The 17,017-nt window shown below is 45.9% G+C and carries 19 protein-coding genes; 10 read left to right on the top strand and 9 right to left on the bottom strand.

Annotated elements, in window-relative coordinates; all coding sequences use genetic code 11:
* Positions 1-242 precede the first annotated feature (242 nt).
* The 3 genes from recJ to xerD are packed head-to-tail and all read right to left on the bottom strand — an operon-like array spanning position 243 to position 3,719.
* On the bottom strand, positions 243-1,982 hold the full coding sequence (recJ, locus tag AACQ75_RS16660) for a single-stranded-DNA-specific exonuclease RecJ (protein ID WP_170889094.1): 1,740 nt from the start codon (positions 1,980-1,982) through the stop codon (positions 243-245).
* 41 nt (positions 1,983-2,023) lie between these two features.
* Positions 2,024-2,797 (bottom strand): thioredoxin fold domain-containing protein, encoded by a 774-nt coding sequence (locus AACQ75_RS16655; protein WP_170889093.1) that lies wholly within the window; start codon positions 2,795-2,797, stop codon positions 2,024-2,026.
* 13 nt (positions 2,798-2,810) lie between these two features.
* Positions 2,811-3,719 carry a site-specific tyrosine recombinase XerD gene (xerD, locus tag AACQ75_RS16650; protein WP_013857679.1) on the bottom strand — a complete coding sequence of 303 codons (909 nt, stop codon included), beginning with the start codon at positions 3,717-3,719 and terminating at the stop codon, positions 2,811-2,813.
* Between the two features lie 152 nt (positions 3,720-3,871).
* Between xerD and fldB the strand changes: the two genes are divergently transcribed.
* Positions 3,872-4,390, top strand: coding sequence for a flavodoxin FldB (gene fldB / locus AACQ75_RS16645; protein WP_170889092.1), 519 nt, complete (start codon positions 3,872-3,874; stop codon positions 4,388-4,390).
* Positions 4,391-4,411: 21 nt separating this feature from the next.
* Here the strand turns inward: fldB and ampD are convergent, their stop codons facing one another.
* Positions 4,412-4,963 (bottom strand): 1,6-anhydro-N-acetylmuramyl-L-alanine amidase AmpD, encoded by a 552-nt coding sequence (gene ampD, locus AACQ75_RS16640; RefSeq protein ID WP_249339371.1) that lies wholly within the window; start codon positions 4,961-4,963, stop codon positions 4,412-4,414.
* 124 nt (positions 4,964-5,087) lie between these two features.
* Between ampD and nadC the strand changes: the two genes are divergently transcribed.
* From nadC to yacG, 8 genes are all read left to right on the top strand, one after another.
* Entirely contained in the window at positions 5,088-5,975 is an 888-nt protein-coding gene (gene nadC / locus AACQ75_RS16635) for a carboxylating nicotinate-nucleotide diphosphorylase (protein WP_170889090.1), read from the top strand.
* A 258-nt stretch (positions 5,976-6,233) separates the two neighbouring features.
* Entirely contained in the window at positions 6,234-6,659 is a 426-nt protein-coding gene (locus tag AACQ75_RS16630; protein WP_212755047.1) for a pilin, read from the top strand.
* A gap of 9 nt (positions 6,660-6,668) precedes the next feature.
* A complete protein-coding gene (gene pilB / locus AACQ75_RS16625) occupies positions 6,669-8,357 on the top strand; it encodes a type IV-A pilus assembly ATPase PilB (RefSeq protein WP_170889088.1) in 1,689 nt (562 codons plus the stop codon).
* 42 nt (positions 8,358-8,399) lie between these two features.
* Entirely contained in the window at positions 8,400-9,626 is a 1,227-nt protein-coding gene (locus tag AACQ75_RS16620; protein WP_170889087.1) for a type II secretion system F family protein, read from the top strand.
* Positions 9,627-9,664: 38 nt separating this feature from the next.
* Complete coding sequence (locus tag AACQ75_RS16615; RefSeq protein WP_170889086.1) at positions 9,665-10,546, top strand: prepilin peptidase; 882 nt, start codon at positions 9,665-9,667, stop codon at positions 10,544-10,546.
* Complete coding sequence (coaE, locus tag AACQ75_RS16610) at positions 10,537-11,145, top strand: dephospho-CoA kinase (protein ID WP_013857688.1); 609 nt, start codon at positions 10,537-10,539, stop codon at positions 11,143-11,145. The genes AACQ75_RS16615 and coaE overlap by 10 nt, the downstream gene beginning before the upstream one ends.
* 32 nt (positions 11,146-11,177) lie before the next feature.
* Positions 11,178-11,918, top strand: a complete 741-nt coding sequence (gene zapD / locus AACQ75_RS16605) for a cell division protein ZapD (RefSeq protein WP_013857689.1) — start codon at positions 11,178-11,180, stop codon at positions 11,916-11,918.
* 89 nt (positions 11,919-12,007) lie between these two features.
* Positions 12,008-12,205 carry a DNA gyrase inhibitor YacG gene (gene yacG / locus AACQ75_RS16600; RefSeq protein ID WP_010319526.1) on the top strand — a complete coding sequence of 66 codons (198 nt, stop codon included), beginning with the start codon at positions 12,008-12,010 and terminating at the stop codon, positions 12,203-12,205.
* A gap of 80 nt (positions 12,206-12,285) precedes the next feature.
* Here the strand turns inward: yacG and rplS are convergent, their stop codons facing one another.
* The 5 genes from rplS to ffh all read right to left on the bottom strand — a co-directional run bounded on the left by rplS (position 12,286) and on the right by ffh (position 15,884).
* Positions 12,286-12,639 (bottom strand): 50S ribosomal protein L19, encoded by a 354-nt coding sequence (rplS, locus tag AACQ75_RS16595; RefSeq protein WP_010319525.1) that lies wholly within the window; start codon positions 12,637-12,639, stop codon positions 12,286-12,288.
* A gap of 41 nt (positions 12,640-12,680) precedes the next feature.
* On the bottom strand, positions 12,681-13,427 hold the full coding sequence (trmD, locus tag AACQ75_RS16590; protein ID WP_010319524.1) for a tRNA (guanosine(37)-N1)-methyltransferase TrmD: 747 nt from the start codon (positions 13,425-13,427) through the stop codon (positions 12,681-12,683).
* A gap of 27 nt (positions 13,428-13,454) precedes the next feature.
* Complete coding sequence (rimM, locus tag AACQ75_RS16585; protein ID WP_013857691.1) at positions 13,455-14,009, bottom strand: ribosome maturation factor RimM; 555 nt, start codon at positions 14,007-14,009, stop codon at positions 13,455-13,457.
* A gap of 29 nt (positions 14,010-14,038) precedes the next feature.
* Positions 14,039-14,287: a 30S ribosomal protein S16 gene (rpsP, locus tag AACQ75_RS16580; RefSeq protein ID WP_129532241.1), complete on the bottom strand. Its 249-nt coding sequence runs from the start codon at positions 14,285-14,287 to the stop codon at positions 14,039-14,041.
* Between the two features lie 214 nt (positions 14,288-14,501).
* Positions 14,502-15,884 (bottom strand): signal recognition particle protein, encoded by a 1,383-nt coding sequence (gene ffh, locus AACQ75_RS16575; protein WP_019281904.1) that lies wholly within the window; start codon positions 15,882-15,884, stop codon positions 14,502-14,504.
* 305 nt (positions 15,885-16,189) lie between these two features.
* Between ffh and AACQ75_RS16570 the strand changes: the two genes are divergently transcribed.
* Positions 16,190-16,984 carry a cytochrome C assembly family protein gene (locus AACQ75_RS16570; RefSeq protein ID WP_129532240.1) on the top strand — a complete coding sequence of 265 codons (795 nt, stop codon included), beginning with the start codon at positions 16,190-16,192 and terminating at the stop codon, positions 16,982-16,984.
* The last annotated feature ends 33 nt before the right edge of the window (positions 16,985-17,017 follow it).

Below are 17,017 nucleotides of genomic sequence, written 5' to 3'. Positions count from 1 at the left end.
AGGGTTGGTTCTATATAAGTCATTCTAATCATCCTTGTTATTGCTTAGATGATCAGATCATGAAACATAAAATTAGTTCAAAAAAATCCCCAAGCAGAGGCTTGGGGATTTGTGTATAAGAGACAGACCCTAGCCCTCCCCTTGAAGGGGAGGGAATGTAAGAGCAAACATTCGTTGAGATCTCCCCTTTCTAAGGGAGGGAAGGTTATATCACGCATCGAAAGAAGAGAAATATCAAGCCGTTACTTCGCTTCGAGGTGATCAATCATCAATTGCAGTGACTGATTGCCGCGAAACTCATTAATATCAAGCTTATATGCAAGACGCACCGTTTTCACCGACGCATCTGGCCAGCGTCTTAAATCGACATTAAAAGCAATACCATCGATCATAATGTTGGTTGGGTGGCCTTTGAACAGCGGTTCAAGCATCAGCTTCAAATGCTTTTCCCCCACCAGTTTTTGGTGCAGTAGTTTAAACTCACCATCAAAAAGAGGTTCAGGAAACGCCTGCCCCCACGGGCCACCGGAACGCAAGGTTTCAGCGGTGTGCATCGAGAACTCTTCAGGTGTTAACTCCCCGTCGGATAAAATCACGCCCTTGAGCGCGCTTTCATCTAACTCGCGACGTACAGCTTGATCAAACAGCTCAGCAAAACGCTCAAACTCTTTTTCGGCAATAGTTAAACCTGCCGCCATCGCGTGACCACCAAATTTGGCGATTAAACCGGGGTTTTGTGTATCAATGCGATCCAGCACATCGCGCATGTGTAACCCAGCAACAGAGCGGCATGACCCTTTGATACTGCCATCGCCACCATCGGCAAACGCAATCACAGGGCGATGGTATTTATCTTTAATACGTGAGGCCAAAATACCAATCACACCTTGGTGCCAATCGCGTTGAAACAGCACTAAACCGTGCGGCAATTCGCTATTTTCACTCAGTTGTAAGCGCTCACAAAAAGCCAGTGCCTCTTGCTTCATCCCCTCTTCAATCTCTTTACGAGTTTGATTAAGGCCATCCAGCTCACTGGCCATTCGACGCGCAGCGTGAATGTCATTGCACATTAGCAGCTCAACGCCAAATGACATATCATCCAAGCGCCCTGCCGCATTGATGCGTGGCCCTAACGCAAAGCCAAAATCCGAGGCAACTAAACGCCTCGCGTCACGTTTAGCCACTTCAATCAAAGCTTGAATACCGGGCCTTGCATGCCCGGCGCGAATGCGTTGCAAACCTTGATGCACTAAAATGCGATTGTTTTCATCGAGCGGCACAACATCAGCGACAGTACCCAGTGCGACTAAGTCAATTAGCTCCATCAACTTGGGTTCACTCATGCCTTGTCGAGTAAACCAGCCGTTTTTTCGCATATGCACGCACAGCGCCATCATCAAATAGAAAGCCACCCCTACGCCAGCTAATGCCTTCGAGGGAAACGGGCAGTTAGCCAAATTGGGATTCACCATCGCATCAACCTCTGGCAACTCGTGTCCCGGTAAATGGTGATCGGTCACCAAGACGGTCAGCCCTTGCTGCTTGGCATAACGCACCCCGTCGATAGAGGAGACGCCGTTATCGACCGTCATGATCATCTGCGCGCCAAGCTCAATCGCTTGATCGACCACTTCAGGGCTTAAGCCATAACCATCTTCAAAACGGTTAGGCACGAGATAGTCCACATTGTTCGATCCCAACATTCGCAACGCCAAAACAGATAAGGCGCAACTGGTTGCACCATCAGCATCAAAATCCCCGACGACTATGATGCGCTGCTGCTGCTCAATGGCGTGAAAAAGTAGCTGTACCGCTTGCTCTATACCACCTAATTGTTGGTAGGAATGCAGTGCTTTAGCGGCCTTGTCGAGTTGTTCAAGGTTCGTGATACCACGGTTGATATAGATACGTTTAAGCAGTGTTGGAATCGTGTCAGGAAGTTGCGAAAGATCGGGGGCTGGTCTTTGTTTTATCTCAATCATAAATCAGCGGGCTCAAGAACACTCAAGCCCGACTCCTAAAGTTATTGAATCTGCTGAAGGCGTTGCAACAATTGCTCTGGTGGTAAATAACCGCCAACCATTTCGCCATTCGGTAGGAAAATCGCAGGCGTGCCGTTGATGCCTAACTCACGCCCGAGCTGATAGTGCTTGGTAATCAACTGCTTAGCTTGTTGGATGTTCTGCCCTGCTTCTGGCAACTTATGATTGGTTTTGGCCTCATTCATCGCTGCCATTTTATCATCTGCATTCCAGATAGCGGCCATCTGATCAGCTACCTGCCCCGTAACGCCTTGACGCGGGTAAGCCATGTAGCGCACGGTGATCCCTAGGTCGTTATACCCTTTCATTTGACTATGCAAACGAGTGCAATAACCACAGGTAATATCAGTAAAAACAGTCACCACGTATTTTTCATTGGCGGCTTTGTATTCGATCATACTCGATTCAAACTGCGCGATCTTCGCCGCATTAACGGGCGCTTGGCGTTTGGCTAACACATCGACATAACCACCATTCTTATCTAATTCATACAAGGTTCCGGCGATAAAATGGCTCGCGTCAGGCGCAGAAAACAGCACGCCACCGGAAGTTTGCACTTCAATCACTCCCGGAATATCAGAGGCTTGAACACCCAGCACTTCCAATCCGAGTTTAGAAAAACGTTGTTCAAAAACCGTTTTATCAAGCGCAGCTGCTTGCACAGCCGTTGACGTCACTTGCTCTGTGGTTTCAGCGTTACACGCCACAGCAAAAAGTGGCAATGTAAGAAGAGTCAGTTGGCGTAATACGCTCATTAAATTCACCTTTTCAAGCCCTTGGATGGTGCTCGCTATGTAATTGTTTAAGTCGCTCAGTCGCAACATGAGTATAAATTTGCGTGGTCGATAAGTCACTATGACCGAGCAGCATTTGCACTACACGCAAATCGGCACCGTAATTGAGTAGATGCGTGGCAAAAGCATGCCTTAATACGTGTGGAGAGAGTTTTTCCACATCGATTTGTGCGATCACTGCGTAGTGTTTAATTCGGTGCCAAAAGGTTTGACGAGTCATCTGCCTTGCTCGTCGGCTAGGGAAAACCACATCCGACGTTTGTTCGCCCAGCAGAGTAGACCGCCCTTGTTCAAGAAAAGTTTCAATCCAATCAACGGCATTTTCACCCATCGGTACAAGACGCTCTTTGCCACCTTTACCAATCACTCTTACTACGCCTTGACGTAAACTGATATTTTCCATGGTCAGTGAAACCAATTCGGTCACCCGTAGCCCTGTTGCATACAAGAGTTCCAACATCGCTCTGTCGCGTAATTCTAGAGGATTATTGGTATCGGGAGCATTCAATAGATCTTCCACTTGCTGCTCGGATAAATCTTTAGGCAGACGCTGTGGCAATTTAGGGCTAATTAAGAGTGCGCTCGGATCATCGCCGCGGAGTTTCTCACGGTGCAGATATTGAAATAAACGACGAATCGCCGACAACATACGTGCCCGCGAGGTTTGCTTATAGTCTTGATCAGCGAGCCACGCTTGGTACTGCTGCAAACCAGTGACACTAATAAAATCGAGGCGATAATTATTGTGCTGCATCCATTGCAACAATTTCGTCAGATCATTGCGATACGATGAGAGCGTGTTTTCAGCTAAACCACGCTCCATCCACATCGCATCTAAAAACTGTTCCACAACCCCTTGATCAGGAGAAATATATTCAGACACATCAAACCTCTGTGGTGAAAATCGAGTTGCTCAGGTTATGTGAGCCACTGATTTAATACCATAAAAAAACATCATCGGCAGGATAATCGCTGCAAAGCGCGTCATTTTATGGTTAGAATTCACTATTCTTGATTTAAAACGAACACAAAATTATGAAGATCGGTCTTTTTTACGGCTCAACAACTTGTTATACCGAAATGGCAGCAGAGAAGATCCGTGCGCTCATCGGTGAGGATTTGGTGGATATTCACAATGTGAAAGAAACGCCACTCTCTTTGATGAGCAACTATGATCTTTTAATACTGGGTATCTCAACTTGGGACTTTGGCGAAATCCAAGAAGATTGGAGCGCAATATGGGATCAAATCGGTGGCGTGTCGCTAAAAGGCAAGTACGTCGCATTATTCGGCTTAGGCGATCAAGAAGGTTATGGCGAATGGTACCTCGATGCGATGGGGATGCTGCATGATGAGCTAAAACAAATTGGCGCTCAATTGATTGGCTACTGGCCCAACCAAGGCTACCATTTTGAAGCGTCAAAAGCCCTAACGAAAGATGGCCGCCACTTTGTTGGTCTCGCACTCGATGAAGATTCGCAATACGAGCAAAGCGACGAACGCATTCAATGCTGGGTTGAGCAAATTTTAGTGGAATATCACGATTCGATTTAATTCGTTGTTCGCTATTTGTTGTTAGCCATTTGCTGCCAACAAGGCTCGATAGCAACGCCAATCAAACACCAAACCGGGGTCAGTTTTGCGTAGTGGTGCAATGTATTGATGCCCGGTAATGCGTTGATTGGTGATGAGCGGATAACGCCGCTGCAATGCACACGTCAAAGTCGCTAAGGCTTGATATTGCGTAGGCGTATAAGCCGTCTCATCGCTCCCTTCCAATTCAATCCCTATCGAATAATCATTGCATTTTGCACGACCAGCGAAGCTTGACTGGCCCGCATGCCAAGCTCTGGCATTAAATGGCACAAATTGCACTACTTCTCCCTCTCGCCGAATGAGGCAGTGAGCCGAGACGCGCATCTGGTGGATGGTTTGAAAAAAAGGGTGTTGATTCGGGTCAAGCGTGCCAGTGAAAAACTGCTCAATATATGAGCCGCCGAACTGGCCCGGAGGCAAGCTGATATTATGTACCACCAGCAATGAAATATCTTGCACATCGCTTCGCTGATCATAAAACGGCGATGGCACTCGACGTGCGCTTTGATACCAACCCTTTTTATCGATCATCAGTTGACCCCTTACACTCAAACAAAAATGAACCTTAGCCAGAGGAAATGCGAGATTAGTGGCTGAATTTGAGTAAAACTCAGCGTATCATTCTCACTCTGTTCAACACCATATTAGATTTGCGATGAAAAATACACACAACAGCCAACAACGCCTTGATTATCTGAAACAGCAACTCCCATTGGAAATTACTCGTGCCGTTAGCGATGCACTCAGAGAAGATCTCGGTGGCAGCTTGGATGCGACTGCTGATATCACCGCAAACCTTATTCCAGCGGATGCGCGCAATACCGCGACTCTCATCACCCGGGAACATGGCGTATTTTGTGGCCAAGCATGGGCAGAGGAAGTCTTCAAACAACTTGGTGGTGAAGTGAAAATTGACTGGCATGTCCAAGATGGTGATCACGTTAAGCCAAACCAAATTTTGTGCACTCTCGAAGGTCCTGCTCGCGCGCTGCTGACTGGTGAACGCAATGCGATGAACTTCATTCAAACCTTGTCAGGTTGCGCCAGCATTACTGCTCAGTATGCCAAACAGCTAGAAGGCACCGAATGCCGACTACTTGATACACGCAAAACTATCCCTGGCCTGCGCAGCGCACTGAAATATGCTGTCGCGTGTGGCGGCGGCTTTAACCATCGTATTGGCGTGTTTGATGCTTATTTAATTAAAGAAAACCATATCATTGCTTGTGGCGGTATTACCCAAGCCATCAGCACCGCTAAACAGCTCAACCCCGATAAACCTGTCGAAGTCGAAACCGAAAGCTTGCAAGAGTTAGAAGAGGCGATTCAAGCGGGTGCTGACATCATTATGCTGGATAATTTTAGCATTGAGATGATGCGCGAAGCGGTAGCAATTAACGCAGGCCGCGCGGCTCTAGAAAATTCTGGTAACGTCACATTAGAAACCATTGGCGATTACGCGCGAACCGGTGTCGATTACATCTCAGTCGGCGCGCTGACTAAGCACATTAAAGCACTCGATCTCTCAATGCGCTTTCAGTAATTAATTACATCAATTAATGGAATAAAGATCAAAAATTTCAAATAGTTAAGGAAGCCGGACGAGCTTCCTTTTTTATTGCTTGCGTATCAAAAGCAAGACGGCATTTTTAAGTCAGTCGTATTTCAGTGATTGATATATGCAACTAAACAGGTAAAAAATCCAAATCGCTCGCGCACTGCTCTTTATCTCATTTCCACCAACCCACAAGCTTCTTATGCTCTGCCCATCCTTATGCGTTCAAACGGAGCAAATCAAATAATGAACACAAATAAGAAAACGAAACAAAGTGGTTTTACCTTAATTGAATTGATGATTGTAGTAGCTATCGTCGGTGTTCTAGCCGCAATTGCAGTTCCGCAATATCAAAAATATGTGGCAAAAAGTGAGGCTGCAGCAGCTTTAGCTTCAATTACGGGCCACAGAACAAACGTCGAAACATACGTGCTAACCCAAGGTAGCTTCCCTAGCACATCAGCAGCTCTTGCTATTCCAACATCCCCTCTTGGTATCATAACTTATGATAATGCCTCATCGGCAGCAGGGGACATTTTATTCACCTTCAATGCCACAGGTGTTAGCCCAGACATGGTAAGTAAAAAAGTTGCTGTGAAAAGAAATGCTAGTGGTGCATGGAGTTGCAGTACTGATGTGGCATTAGAGTTAAAACCAAAAGGTTGTAGCTAAGAAATACAAATGCTAACCAACCTACCTGCGATTCTGCGTCAGGCTCAGATATTGAGCCCGACGCAAGAACACGCAGTTATTGAACATATCAAAGCGTCTGGTGCGAGTGTGCCAGAAGCTTTGCTCGCTTTGGGTTTTTTCCATCCTCATGATCTGACTGAGCAGTTAAGTACCCTTTTCGGCCTACCGGACACCGACTTAACCCGCTACGACTACCCACAGCTCTGCCAACAGCTTGGTTTGCGTGATCTCATCACCCGTTACCAAGCACTGCCGATTGCCAATAATGGCCAAACCCTGACCATCGCGGTTTCCGACCCGACCCATTTACAAGTGGAAGATGATTTTCGCTTCGCGACAGGCTTACAAGTTGAACTGGTTTTAGCCGACTACAAAGCGCTGCAAGCAGCCATCCGGCGCTTGTATGGCCGAACAATTCAAGGATCCTCTCCTTCAGGGAAAGAGATCAGCCAAGATGAACTGGCGAACTTAGTTAAGCTGTCTGATGATGAGATTCAATCGATTGAAGACCTCAGCCAAGATGACGCCCCAGTCAGTCGCTTTATTAACCAAATTCTGCTTGATGCGGTGCGTAAAGGCGCATCCGATATCCATTTAGAACCGTACGAAGCGCTTTACCGAGTACGATTGCGCTGTGATGGTATTTTGGTGGAAACGCAGCGTCCCTCAAGTAACTTAAGTCGCCGGCTTGCCGCGCGGCTCAAGATTTTATCCAAACTCGATATTGCCGAGCGGCGCTTACCACAAGATGGACGAATTAAACTGCGGTTGAATCAAGACACCGCCATCGATATGCGCGTTTCCAGCCTCCCCACTTTATGGGGTGAAAAAATCGTGCTACGTCTACTCGATAGCAGCGCTGCTAACTTAGATATCGACAAATTGGGTTATAACGACCAGCAAAAACAGCTCTACTTAGCTGCGCTGAAAAAACCACAAGGGATGATTTTAATGACGGGCCCGACGGGCAGCGGAAAAACCGTCTCGCTCTATACGGGGCTACGCATTTTAAATACTGCTGAAGTGAACATTTCCACCGCTGAAGATCCGGTTGAAATTAACTTATCCGGCATCAACCAAGTTCAAGTGCAGCCAAAAATTGGCTTTGGCTTTGCGCAAGCATTACGCTCCTTCTTACGGCAAGATCCCGACATTGTGATGGTTGGCGAAATCCGCGATTTAGAAACTGCCGAAATTGCCGTAAAAGCAGCACAAACCGGGCATTTAGTCCTTTCTACCTTGCATACTAACTCCGCCGCCGAAACGGTGATTCGCTTAAGTAATATGGGAATTGAAGCGTTTAACTTAGCCTCTTCACTCAGTTTAATTATTGCCCAGCGTTTAGCTCGTCGCCTTTGTCGGCACTGCAAAATTGCCGTCGTGCCCTCAATGCAGTTGCAGCAACATTTTCAACTGCTAGCGACAGAAACCATTTATGAAGCAAACCCGCATGGTTGCAACGAATGCACAGGGGGCTATTCAGGTCGAGTCGGCATTTATGAAGTGATGGCGTTTAACCCACAGCTGGCCGAAGCGATTATGCAAAAAGCAAGCATTCATCAAATAGAGCAGATCGCGAAAGCCAACGGAATGCAGACACTACAAGAATCTGGCATTGAAAAGCTCAAAAACGGCGTAACCAGCTTCAAAGAGCTGCAACGCGTGCTCTATTTCTAACGCTTTGATCCCTCTTAGCTAGCCATTGAGTGACTCTATTGTATGAACACAAAAATCAAATCAGAACTCAAAAATTATCGTTGGAAAGGCATCAATAGTTCGGGCAAAAAAGTATCTGGCCAAACTCTCGCTTTAACCGAACTGGAAGTGCGTGACAAACTTAAAGAACAGCACATTCAGATCAAAAAAATCAAAAAAGGGGGCGTCTCTTTTATCACCCGCTTGACTCATCGCGTGAAGGCCAGAGACATCACCATTCTGACACGCCAATTGGCGACCATGCTGACCACGGGCGTGCCCATCGTGCAAGCCTTAAAACTGGTCGGAGATAACCATCGCAAAGCCGAAATGAAATCCATTTTGTCGCAAGTCACCAAAGGGGTTGAAGCCGGAACGCCAATTTCCAAAGCGATGCGTACCGCCAGCATTCATTTCGATACCTTGTATGTTGATCTCATTCACACAGGCGAACAGTCAGGTAACTTAGCTGAAGTGTTTGAGCGGCTAGCGACTTATCGAGAAAAAAGTGAACAACTGCGCGCTAAAGTCATTAAAGCGCTCATCTACCCAACCATGGTGGTGTTGGTCGCGTTAGGTGTTTCTTACTTAATGCTTACTATGGTGATCCCTGAGTTTGAAAGCATGTTCAAAGGATTCGGAGCCGAATTACCTTGGTTTACACAGCAAGTATTGAAACTCTCTCATTGGGTGCAAAATTACAGTTTGTGGGTACTCATCATCATAATCCTCACCACAATTGCCGTGAAAGCAGTACGGCAAAAATCTTTTTTAATACGCTTAAAAACCAGCCGATTAGGATTAAAGTTTCCCATTCTTGGCGGGGTAATAGGCAAAGCCTCTATTGCTAAATTCAGTCGCACACTCGCCACCAGTTTTAGTGCAGGCATTCCGATTTTAGCCAGCTTAAAAACCACCGCTAAAACCGCTGGCAATGTCCATTTTGAGACGGCGATTAATGAGGTCTATCGTGATACGGCAGCCGGTATGCCAATGTATATTGCGATGCGTAATACCGAAGCCTTTCCTGAAATGGTGCTGCAAATGGTGATGATTGGTGAAGAATCAGGCCGATTGGATGACATGCTCAATAAAGTCGCCACCATTTACGAATTTGAAGTCGATAATACCGTCGATAACTTAGGCAAAATTCTCGAACCATTGATCATTGTCTTTTTGGGTACGGTGGTCGGTGGTTTGGTGGTGGCGATGTACTTGCCCATCTTTAACTTAATGAGTGTATTAGGATAGTATTAGCACTGCTAATCTTTTACTTATCGAGTCTGTGCATGGAAGTTTTTATTTATTACCCTTGGCTCTTTCCACTGTTTGCAGCGTTGTTTGGCTTAATCGTGGGGAGTTTTCTCAATGTGGTCATTTATCGTCTACCCAAAATCATGGAGCGAGAATGGCGACAAGAGTGCGCTGACTGCTTTCCCGAATATCATATTACGCCGCCAGAAGGGCAACTCACGCTCAGTGTCCCCCGTTCTAGCTGCCCACACTGTGATACGCCAATCCGTATTATTGACAATATTCCGCTACTCAGTTGGCTCTTTTTAAAAGGGAAATGTTCCCGCTGCCAAGGCCCGATCAGTGCACGCTATCCTTTGATTGAACTGCTCACCGCCACTATGAGCTTTGTCGTGGCTAGCCACTTCGGTTTTAGTTATTTTTCACTAGCGCTATTGTTTTTCACTTTTGTGCTCATCGCGGCGACGTTTATCGATTTCGATACCATGCTGTTACCCGACAAGCTGACACTGCCACTGCTGTGGGCGGGCCTCAGCTTATCATTGATGCACATTAGCCCAGTCAGTTTGCAAGATGCGGTGATCGGCGCCATTGCTGGCTATCTGAGCTTATGGACGGTCTATTGGCTGTTTAAACTCGTCACAGGCAAAGAAGGAATGGGTTATGGCGATTTCAAACTTCTGGCTGCTCTCGGCGCTTGGTTGGGCTGGCAATATCTGCCCATCATCATCCTCATGTCATCTGTGGTTGGCATTGTCTTTGGCCTAATTCAATTGCGCTTGCAAAAAAAAGGGATCGACAAAGCCTTTCCTTTTGGCCCCTATCTCGCCATTGCTGGCTGGCTAACCTTGTTGTGGGGTAACGATATTATGAGTTGGTATTTAGGTTCAATTATGGGGTTATCGTCATGGGGTTAGTGGTGGGTTTAACAGGCGGGATTGCCAGCGGAAAAAGCACCGTTGCTCATTTATTTCAGCAGCATTTCTCGATTGATGTCGTGGATGCTGACATCATCGCTCGAGAAGTCGTCGAACCCGGTAGTGAAGGATTAACGGCGATTTGCGCGCACTTTGGCCTCACCATATTAAAGCCCGATGGACAATTAGATCGCACCGCGTTAAGAGAAAAGATCTTTGCTGATGAGCAAGAAAAGGCTTGGCTTAATCAGCTTCTTCACCCAATGATCCGTGCAAAAATGATTGCTGATTTAGCAAAAACCACCTCACCTTATGCTTTATTGGTTGTGCCATTATTGATAGAAAATAACCTACAAACCTTAGTCGATCGCATCTTAGTGGTTGATGTTGATCTAAAAACCCAAATCGCTCGCACTATGGCAAGAGACAAGGTATCAGAGCAACAAGTCCGTTCGATCTTAGCCGCTCAAGCGAGCCGTGAGCAAAGATTGCAATACGCTGACGATGTGATTAAAAATAGCGCAGAAAACCAAAAACTTTTGCCTCAAATCACAGAATTACACAAAAAGTATCTAGCCATATGCAGCCTAAGTCTGTAAGAATAACCCAGACCGGACCTAAGGCTAGCTAGATGACCACGCATAAGTTTGAACACCCACTGAACGAAAAAACTCGTATCTATTTAAGAGTCGAAGCGCTGCTTAACCAGTTGATGCATTCCGCTCAGTTTCGTGACGGTATTCAACACCAACTCTTCTTTCGTTCATTGTTTGATTTACTCGAAATCTTCGAACAGATCCAACTCAAAAGCGAGTTGGCTAAAGATATTGAAAAACAGCGTTTGAACTACCGTAGCTGGCTCAATGTGGATGGTGTTGATCAAGAAATGTTGCTATCGCTCCTTGAAGAGATCGACGAGGTGCATCGTAATTTAATGAGCGCTGAACGCTTTGGTCAATCACTCAAAGAAGATCGTTTCTTAAGCACGATTCGCCAACGTTTTAATTTACCGGGCGGGTCGTGCTGTTTTGACCTGCCAGCCCTGCACTACTGGCTACACATTCCGATAGAAAAGAAGACCCAAGATGCGCACCAATGGATGGAAACGCTGCGACCGTTATCAGATGCGTTGCAACTTTGGCTGAAGTTAACCCGCGAAACGGGCCATTTTAAAGCACGCCTAGCACGATTAGGTTTTTATCAAAGCGATGCAGAAGACGCCAATATCTTGCGCTTGTCGATCCCACTTGAGTATGGGGTATACCCCATGATCTCAGGCCATAAAAATCGCTTCGCGATTAAGTTTATCGAATTTCAATCAGGCCAAGCAACAGGGCGCGATATCGAGTTTGATCTCGCCGTCTGCTGTTAATCAATTCCGCTTCAATTCCCGACTGACTCTTACTTTCCATTGCGTTAGGTAATACACTTACGCCTATCCATCGTTACTTGAAGTCCGTTATGTCAAAGAAAATTACCATTGTAAAATGCCCGCAGTGCAAAGCCGATGTCGAATGGGGAGAACAGAGCCCTTATCGTCCTTTTTGTTCCAAACAGTGTCAGATGATCGATTTTGGCGAGTGGGCCGATGAGGAAAAAAGTATTCCCGGTGCACCGGATATGTCAGACAGTGATGGTTGGTCAGAAGATCAATATTAGCGCACATATAAAACACATATAAAAACAGGGGTCGATTACTCGACCCCTGTTTATTACTATGAGAACGCTAGTTTATAGCATTACTTCTTAGCAAGTTTCTCTTTGATACGAGCTGACTTACCAGAACGCTCACGTAGGTAGTACAGTTTGGCACGACGTACTGCACCGCGGCGTTTAACTTCAATGCTATCAACCACTGGAGAGTGAGTTTGGAACGTACGCTCAACACCTTCACCGTTAGAGATCTTACGAACAGTGAATGCAGAGTGTAGGCCACGGTTACGGATTGCGATTACAACGCCTTCAAAAGCCTGTAGACGCTCACGATCACCTTCTTTTACCTTAACTTGAACAACAACAGTGTCACCTGGTGCGAATTTAGGTAGGCCTTGTTTCATTTGCTCTTCTTCAAGAGCCTTGATGATGTTACTCATTTTAAAAATTCCTAGAATAAACTGATACTAAATTAAATAGGTTACTGATGTATTTGAGTTTCTTTAATGAACTCAACCAGTAATAGTTCCTGTTCGTCAGTCAGAGCTAGGTTTTCCAGGAGCTCTGGCCTTCTATGCCAAGTTCGGCCCAACGACTGTTTCAGCCGCCAGCGACGAATATCCTCGTGATTACCGGATTTCAGTACCGCAGGTACTTCTTTTCCATCTAACACTTCAGGACGCGTATAGTGCGGGCAATCTAGCAAGCCATTTGCAAAAGAATCCTCTTCTGCTGATGCGAAATCTCCTAATACTCCCGGAACAAACCGAGAGACAGAATCAATCAACGTCATGGCTGGCAGTTCGCCGCCTGTCATCACAAAATCACCAATCGACCATTCTTCGTCAACTTCTGATTGGATGATACGCTCATCTACCCCTTCATAGCGTCCGCAAATAAGAACTAGGTTCTCATTTGTCGCCAGCTCTTCGACTCCTTTTTGGTCGAGTTTTCGACCTTGAGGAGAAAGGTAAATGACTTTCGTCTTTCCCGGTGCGGCTTGTTTTGCTGCATGAATGGCATCGCGCAAAGGCTGTACCATCATGAGCATTCCAGGACCACCACCGTAAGGTCTGTCATCGACGGTGCGATGTTTGTCATGAGTGAAATCTCGAGGATTCCAAGCTTCAATAGACAGCAAACCTTTTTTAACCGCTTGACCTGTTACTCCAAAATCAGTAACAGAACGGAACATTTCAGGAAATAGGCTTATAACGCCAACCCACATGTGTTCTCTCGCTCTGAAATTTTAGAGTTAGAATGCCGGATCCCAGTCAACTTCGATCCGTCGAGCTTCGCGATCAACATTCTTGATCACTTGCTCTTCAAGGTACGGTACCAACCGTTCCTTTTGGCCAAAAGCATCTTTCAAATTCGCTTTCACAACCAGAACATCGTTGGAGCCAGTTTCTAATAGGTCAGTGACCTCACCAAGGTTATACCCCTTAGTGGTAATAACTTGCATACCGAACAATTCACGCCAGTAGAATTCATCTGCTGACAATTCTGGTAATGATGCGGGATCAATAGCAATTTCAAAGTTGGTGAGTAGATGTGCGTCTTCTCGAACATCTAAACCTTCAAGTTTTACCACCATACTCTTGCCATGGCGCTTCCAACTCTCTACTTTGTACTCGATCCACTGGCCTTTTTGGTTAATAAACCAAGGGCTGTAATCAAAAATACTTTCAGCTTCGTCTGTGTAGGAAAAAACTTTGAGCCAGCCACGAATGCCATAGGTAGCACCAAACTTGCCCATAACAATCTTTTCGTTTTCTTTGCTCATTGTTTCTTTACCTTTCATCGACATAAGCTAATGTTCTTCTATAAAAGTAAGAATTAAGCCGCTTTTTGAGCGTCTTTTACTAGCTTAGCTACGCGATCAGATAGAGATGCGCCTTGACCAATCCAATGGTTAACGCGATCTAGATCAACACGTAGGCCTTCTTCTTGGCCAGTAGCCGTAGGATTAAAGAAACCTACTTTCTCGATGAAACGGCCAGTGACTGCGTTACGGCTATCCGCAACTACGATTTGATAAAATGGACGCTTTTTAGCGCCGTGACGTGCCAAACGAATGGTTACCATGTCGTCCTCTTTGCTTTCTCAATAATAAAATTAACCCCAAAAACCATTTACGAAAAACAGTCTGGGGTCTCGTGCCAAAATAAAGCCTCGGAATTTTACTCTTATTCCGAGGCTTTGCAAGGGGTTTAGCTATTTTTTCACCAGCAGAAGCATTATGCTTTTGCAGTGATGAGCATCACGCTTTAGTAAATTTTAAGCATCGCAATGAGTTAGGTTAACGACCAAAGAAACCGCCGCCGCCCATACCACCCATTCCGCCCATCATGCCTTGCATATTACGCATCATGCCTTTCATGCCACCTTTCTGCATTTTTTTCATCATTTTCTGCATTTGGGTGAACTGTTTCAGTAAGCGGTTAACATCTTGTACTTGGGTGCCAGAACCCGTCGCGATACGTTTTTTACGTGAACCTTTTATCATGTCTGGGTGCTGGCGCTCGTGCATGGTCATCGAACAGATGATCGCTTCCATCTGCTTGAACATCTTATCATCGACCTTGTCTTTCACGTTGGCTGGTAGGTTTGCCATGCCGGGCAGTTTATCGAGCATGCCCATCATGCCGCCCATATTCTGCATTTGCCCGAGCTGTTCGCGGAAATCTTCTAAATCAAATCCTTTCTTTTCCTTGAATTTTTTAGCTAGGCGTTCCGCTTGCTCGTGATCAACATTACGTTGTAGATCTTCAATTAATGAGAGAACATCGCCCATTCCCAATATGCGTGATGCAATACGATCAGGATGGAAAGGCTCGAGCGCGTCAGTTTTTTCACCGACCCCCAAGAATTTAATCGGTTTACCGGTGATATGACGAACGGAAAGTGCGGCACCACCTCGAGCATCACCATCAACTTTGGTTAAGATAACCCCCGTTAACGGCAGCGCATCACCAAAGGCTTTTGCGGTGTTCGCGGCATCTTGCCCCGTCATGGCATCCACAACGAACAATGTTTCAATCGGATTAATCGCCGCATGCAGATCTTGGATCTCTGCCATCATCAGTTCATCAATAGCAAGACGGCCTGCAGTGTCGACAATCAGCACATCGAAGAATTTCTTCTTCGCATGGTCAATAGCCGCATTGGCGATATCAATCGGTTTTTGGTCGGCTGAAGAAGGAAAAAATTCAACGTCCAGATCGTTAGCTAGCGTTTCAAGCTGTTTTATGGCCGCTGGGCGATAAACGTCAGCCGAAACCACCAGTACTTTCTTTTTATCGCGTTCTTTAAGCAGTTTAGCAAGCTTACCAACACTGGTCGTTTTACCCGCTCCTTGTAAACCCGCCATTAAAATCACTGCTGGCGGCTGGGCTGCAAGGTTAAGCGCTTCGTTTGATTCGCCCATTACCGCTTCAAGCTGCGCTTGAACAATCTTGATGAACTCTTGTCCCGGTGTCAGCGATTTAGACACCTCAACACCCACTGCGCCCTCTTTAACACGCGCGACAAAATCACGCACTACAGGCAGTGCAACGTCCGCTTCAAGCAGCGCCATGCGCACTTCGCGTAGGGTTTCTTTAATATTGTCTTCGGTGAGACGGCCTTTGCCGCTGATATTTTTCAGCGTCTTGGATAGTCGATCCGTTAAATTTTCAAACATCGTTGTCTCTTCGCTAGTTCGGCGATTAATTGGGGTCAGTATACCTTAGCCAATCTAATAGTCATACCCATTGACGCTTCGCGATAAGCGACTTAAACCCGTAAACGTAACATTGGGTCCCCAAAACAGGGGGGTCAAAAAGAGTTATCTCTGCGATTTATCGAATAAAAGCCTTCACCCTGTTAATTATTTGCACCATGACCTCAACTAAGGTGGGTATATGTCAAATCAATCGGTATCCAACGTAGCTCATTATCGTGATGCAAGGTATAATTCGCCAATTCAGCCACCATTTTGTAAGAAGTATGGAAAACTTAATCGCAATAGTCGCCACTATTTTGTATTTTTTATCCATAGCGACCATTATTCCAGGCTTAGTTAATCAAACTGGGATTCGTGCGCAGACAGTATTGTTCAGTTCAGCACTGGCGCTGGCTTTTCATGCGTGGTTACTGAGTGATTTAATCTTCAACGCTAATGGGCAAAACCTCAGCATGCTCAATGTGGCATCATTGATAAGCTTTATCATCTCACTGGTGATGAGCATTGCGATGTTAAAAACGCGATTGTGGTTTCTGTTGCCGGTGGTGTATAGCTTCGCCGCGATCAACGTCAGCGCCGCCTCATTTCTTCCCAGCATGTTCATGACTCACTTAGAAAACAATCCGCCACTGTTGTTGCATATTTCTCTAGCACTATTTTCGTATTCAACCCTTTCGATTGGAGCACTCTACGCTTTGCAATTGGCTTGGCTGGACTACAAGCTAAAGAAAAAGAAGATGCTAACCATCAACCCCAATTTGCCACCACTACTGATGGTAGAAAGACAACTGTTTAAAATCATCTTGATAGGTAACGTATTACTTACTGGTACCTTGATTACTGGTTTTGATTTTGTCGGTGATATGTTTGCTCAAGGCAAAGCGCATAAAGGCATTTTGTCTTTCATTGCTTGGGTTGTCTATTCTGTATTGTTGTGGGGACATTACCGAAAAGGTTGGCGCGGTAGAAAAGTGACTTGGTTTGCTGTCGCTGGTGCAACATTACTCACACTGGCCTACTTTGGTAGCCGTTTTGTAAAAGAAATCATTTTGGGCTAACTCAACACGTTTGATAGCGTATTGACACATTCA

Origin of the sequence: Vibrio sp. B1-2, assembly GCF_963888445.1 — a bacterium.
Classification (GTDB): domain Bacteria; phylum Pseudomonadota; class Gammaproteobacteria; order Enterobacterales; family Vibrionaceae; genus Vibrio; species Vibrio anguillarum.
Note: the sequence above shows the minus strand (reverse complement) of the source record. Positions and strands in the feature narration are given on the sequence as shown.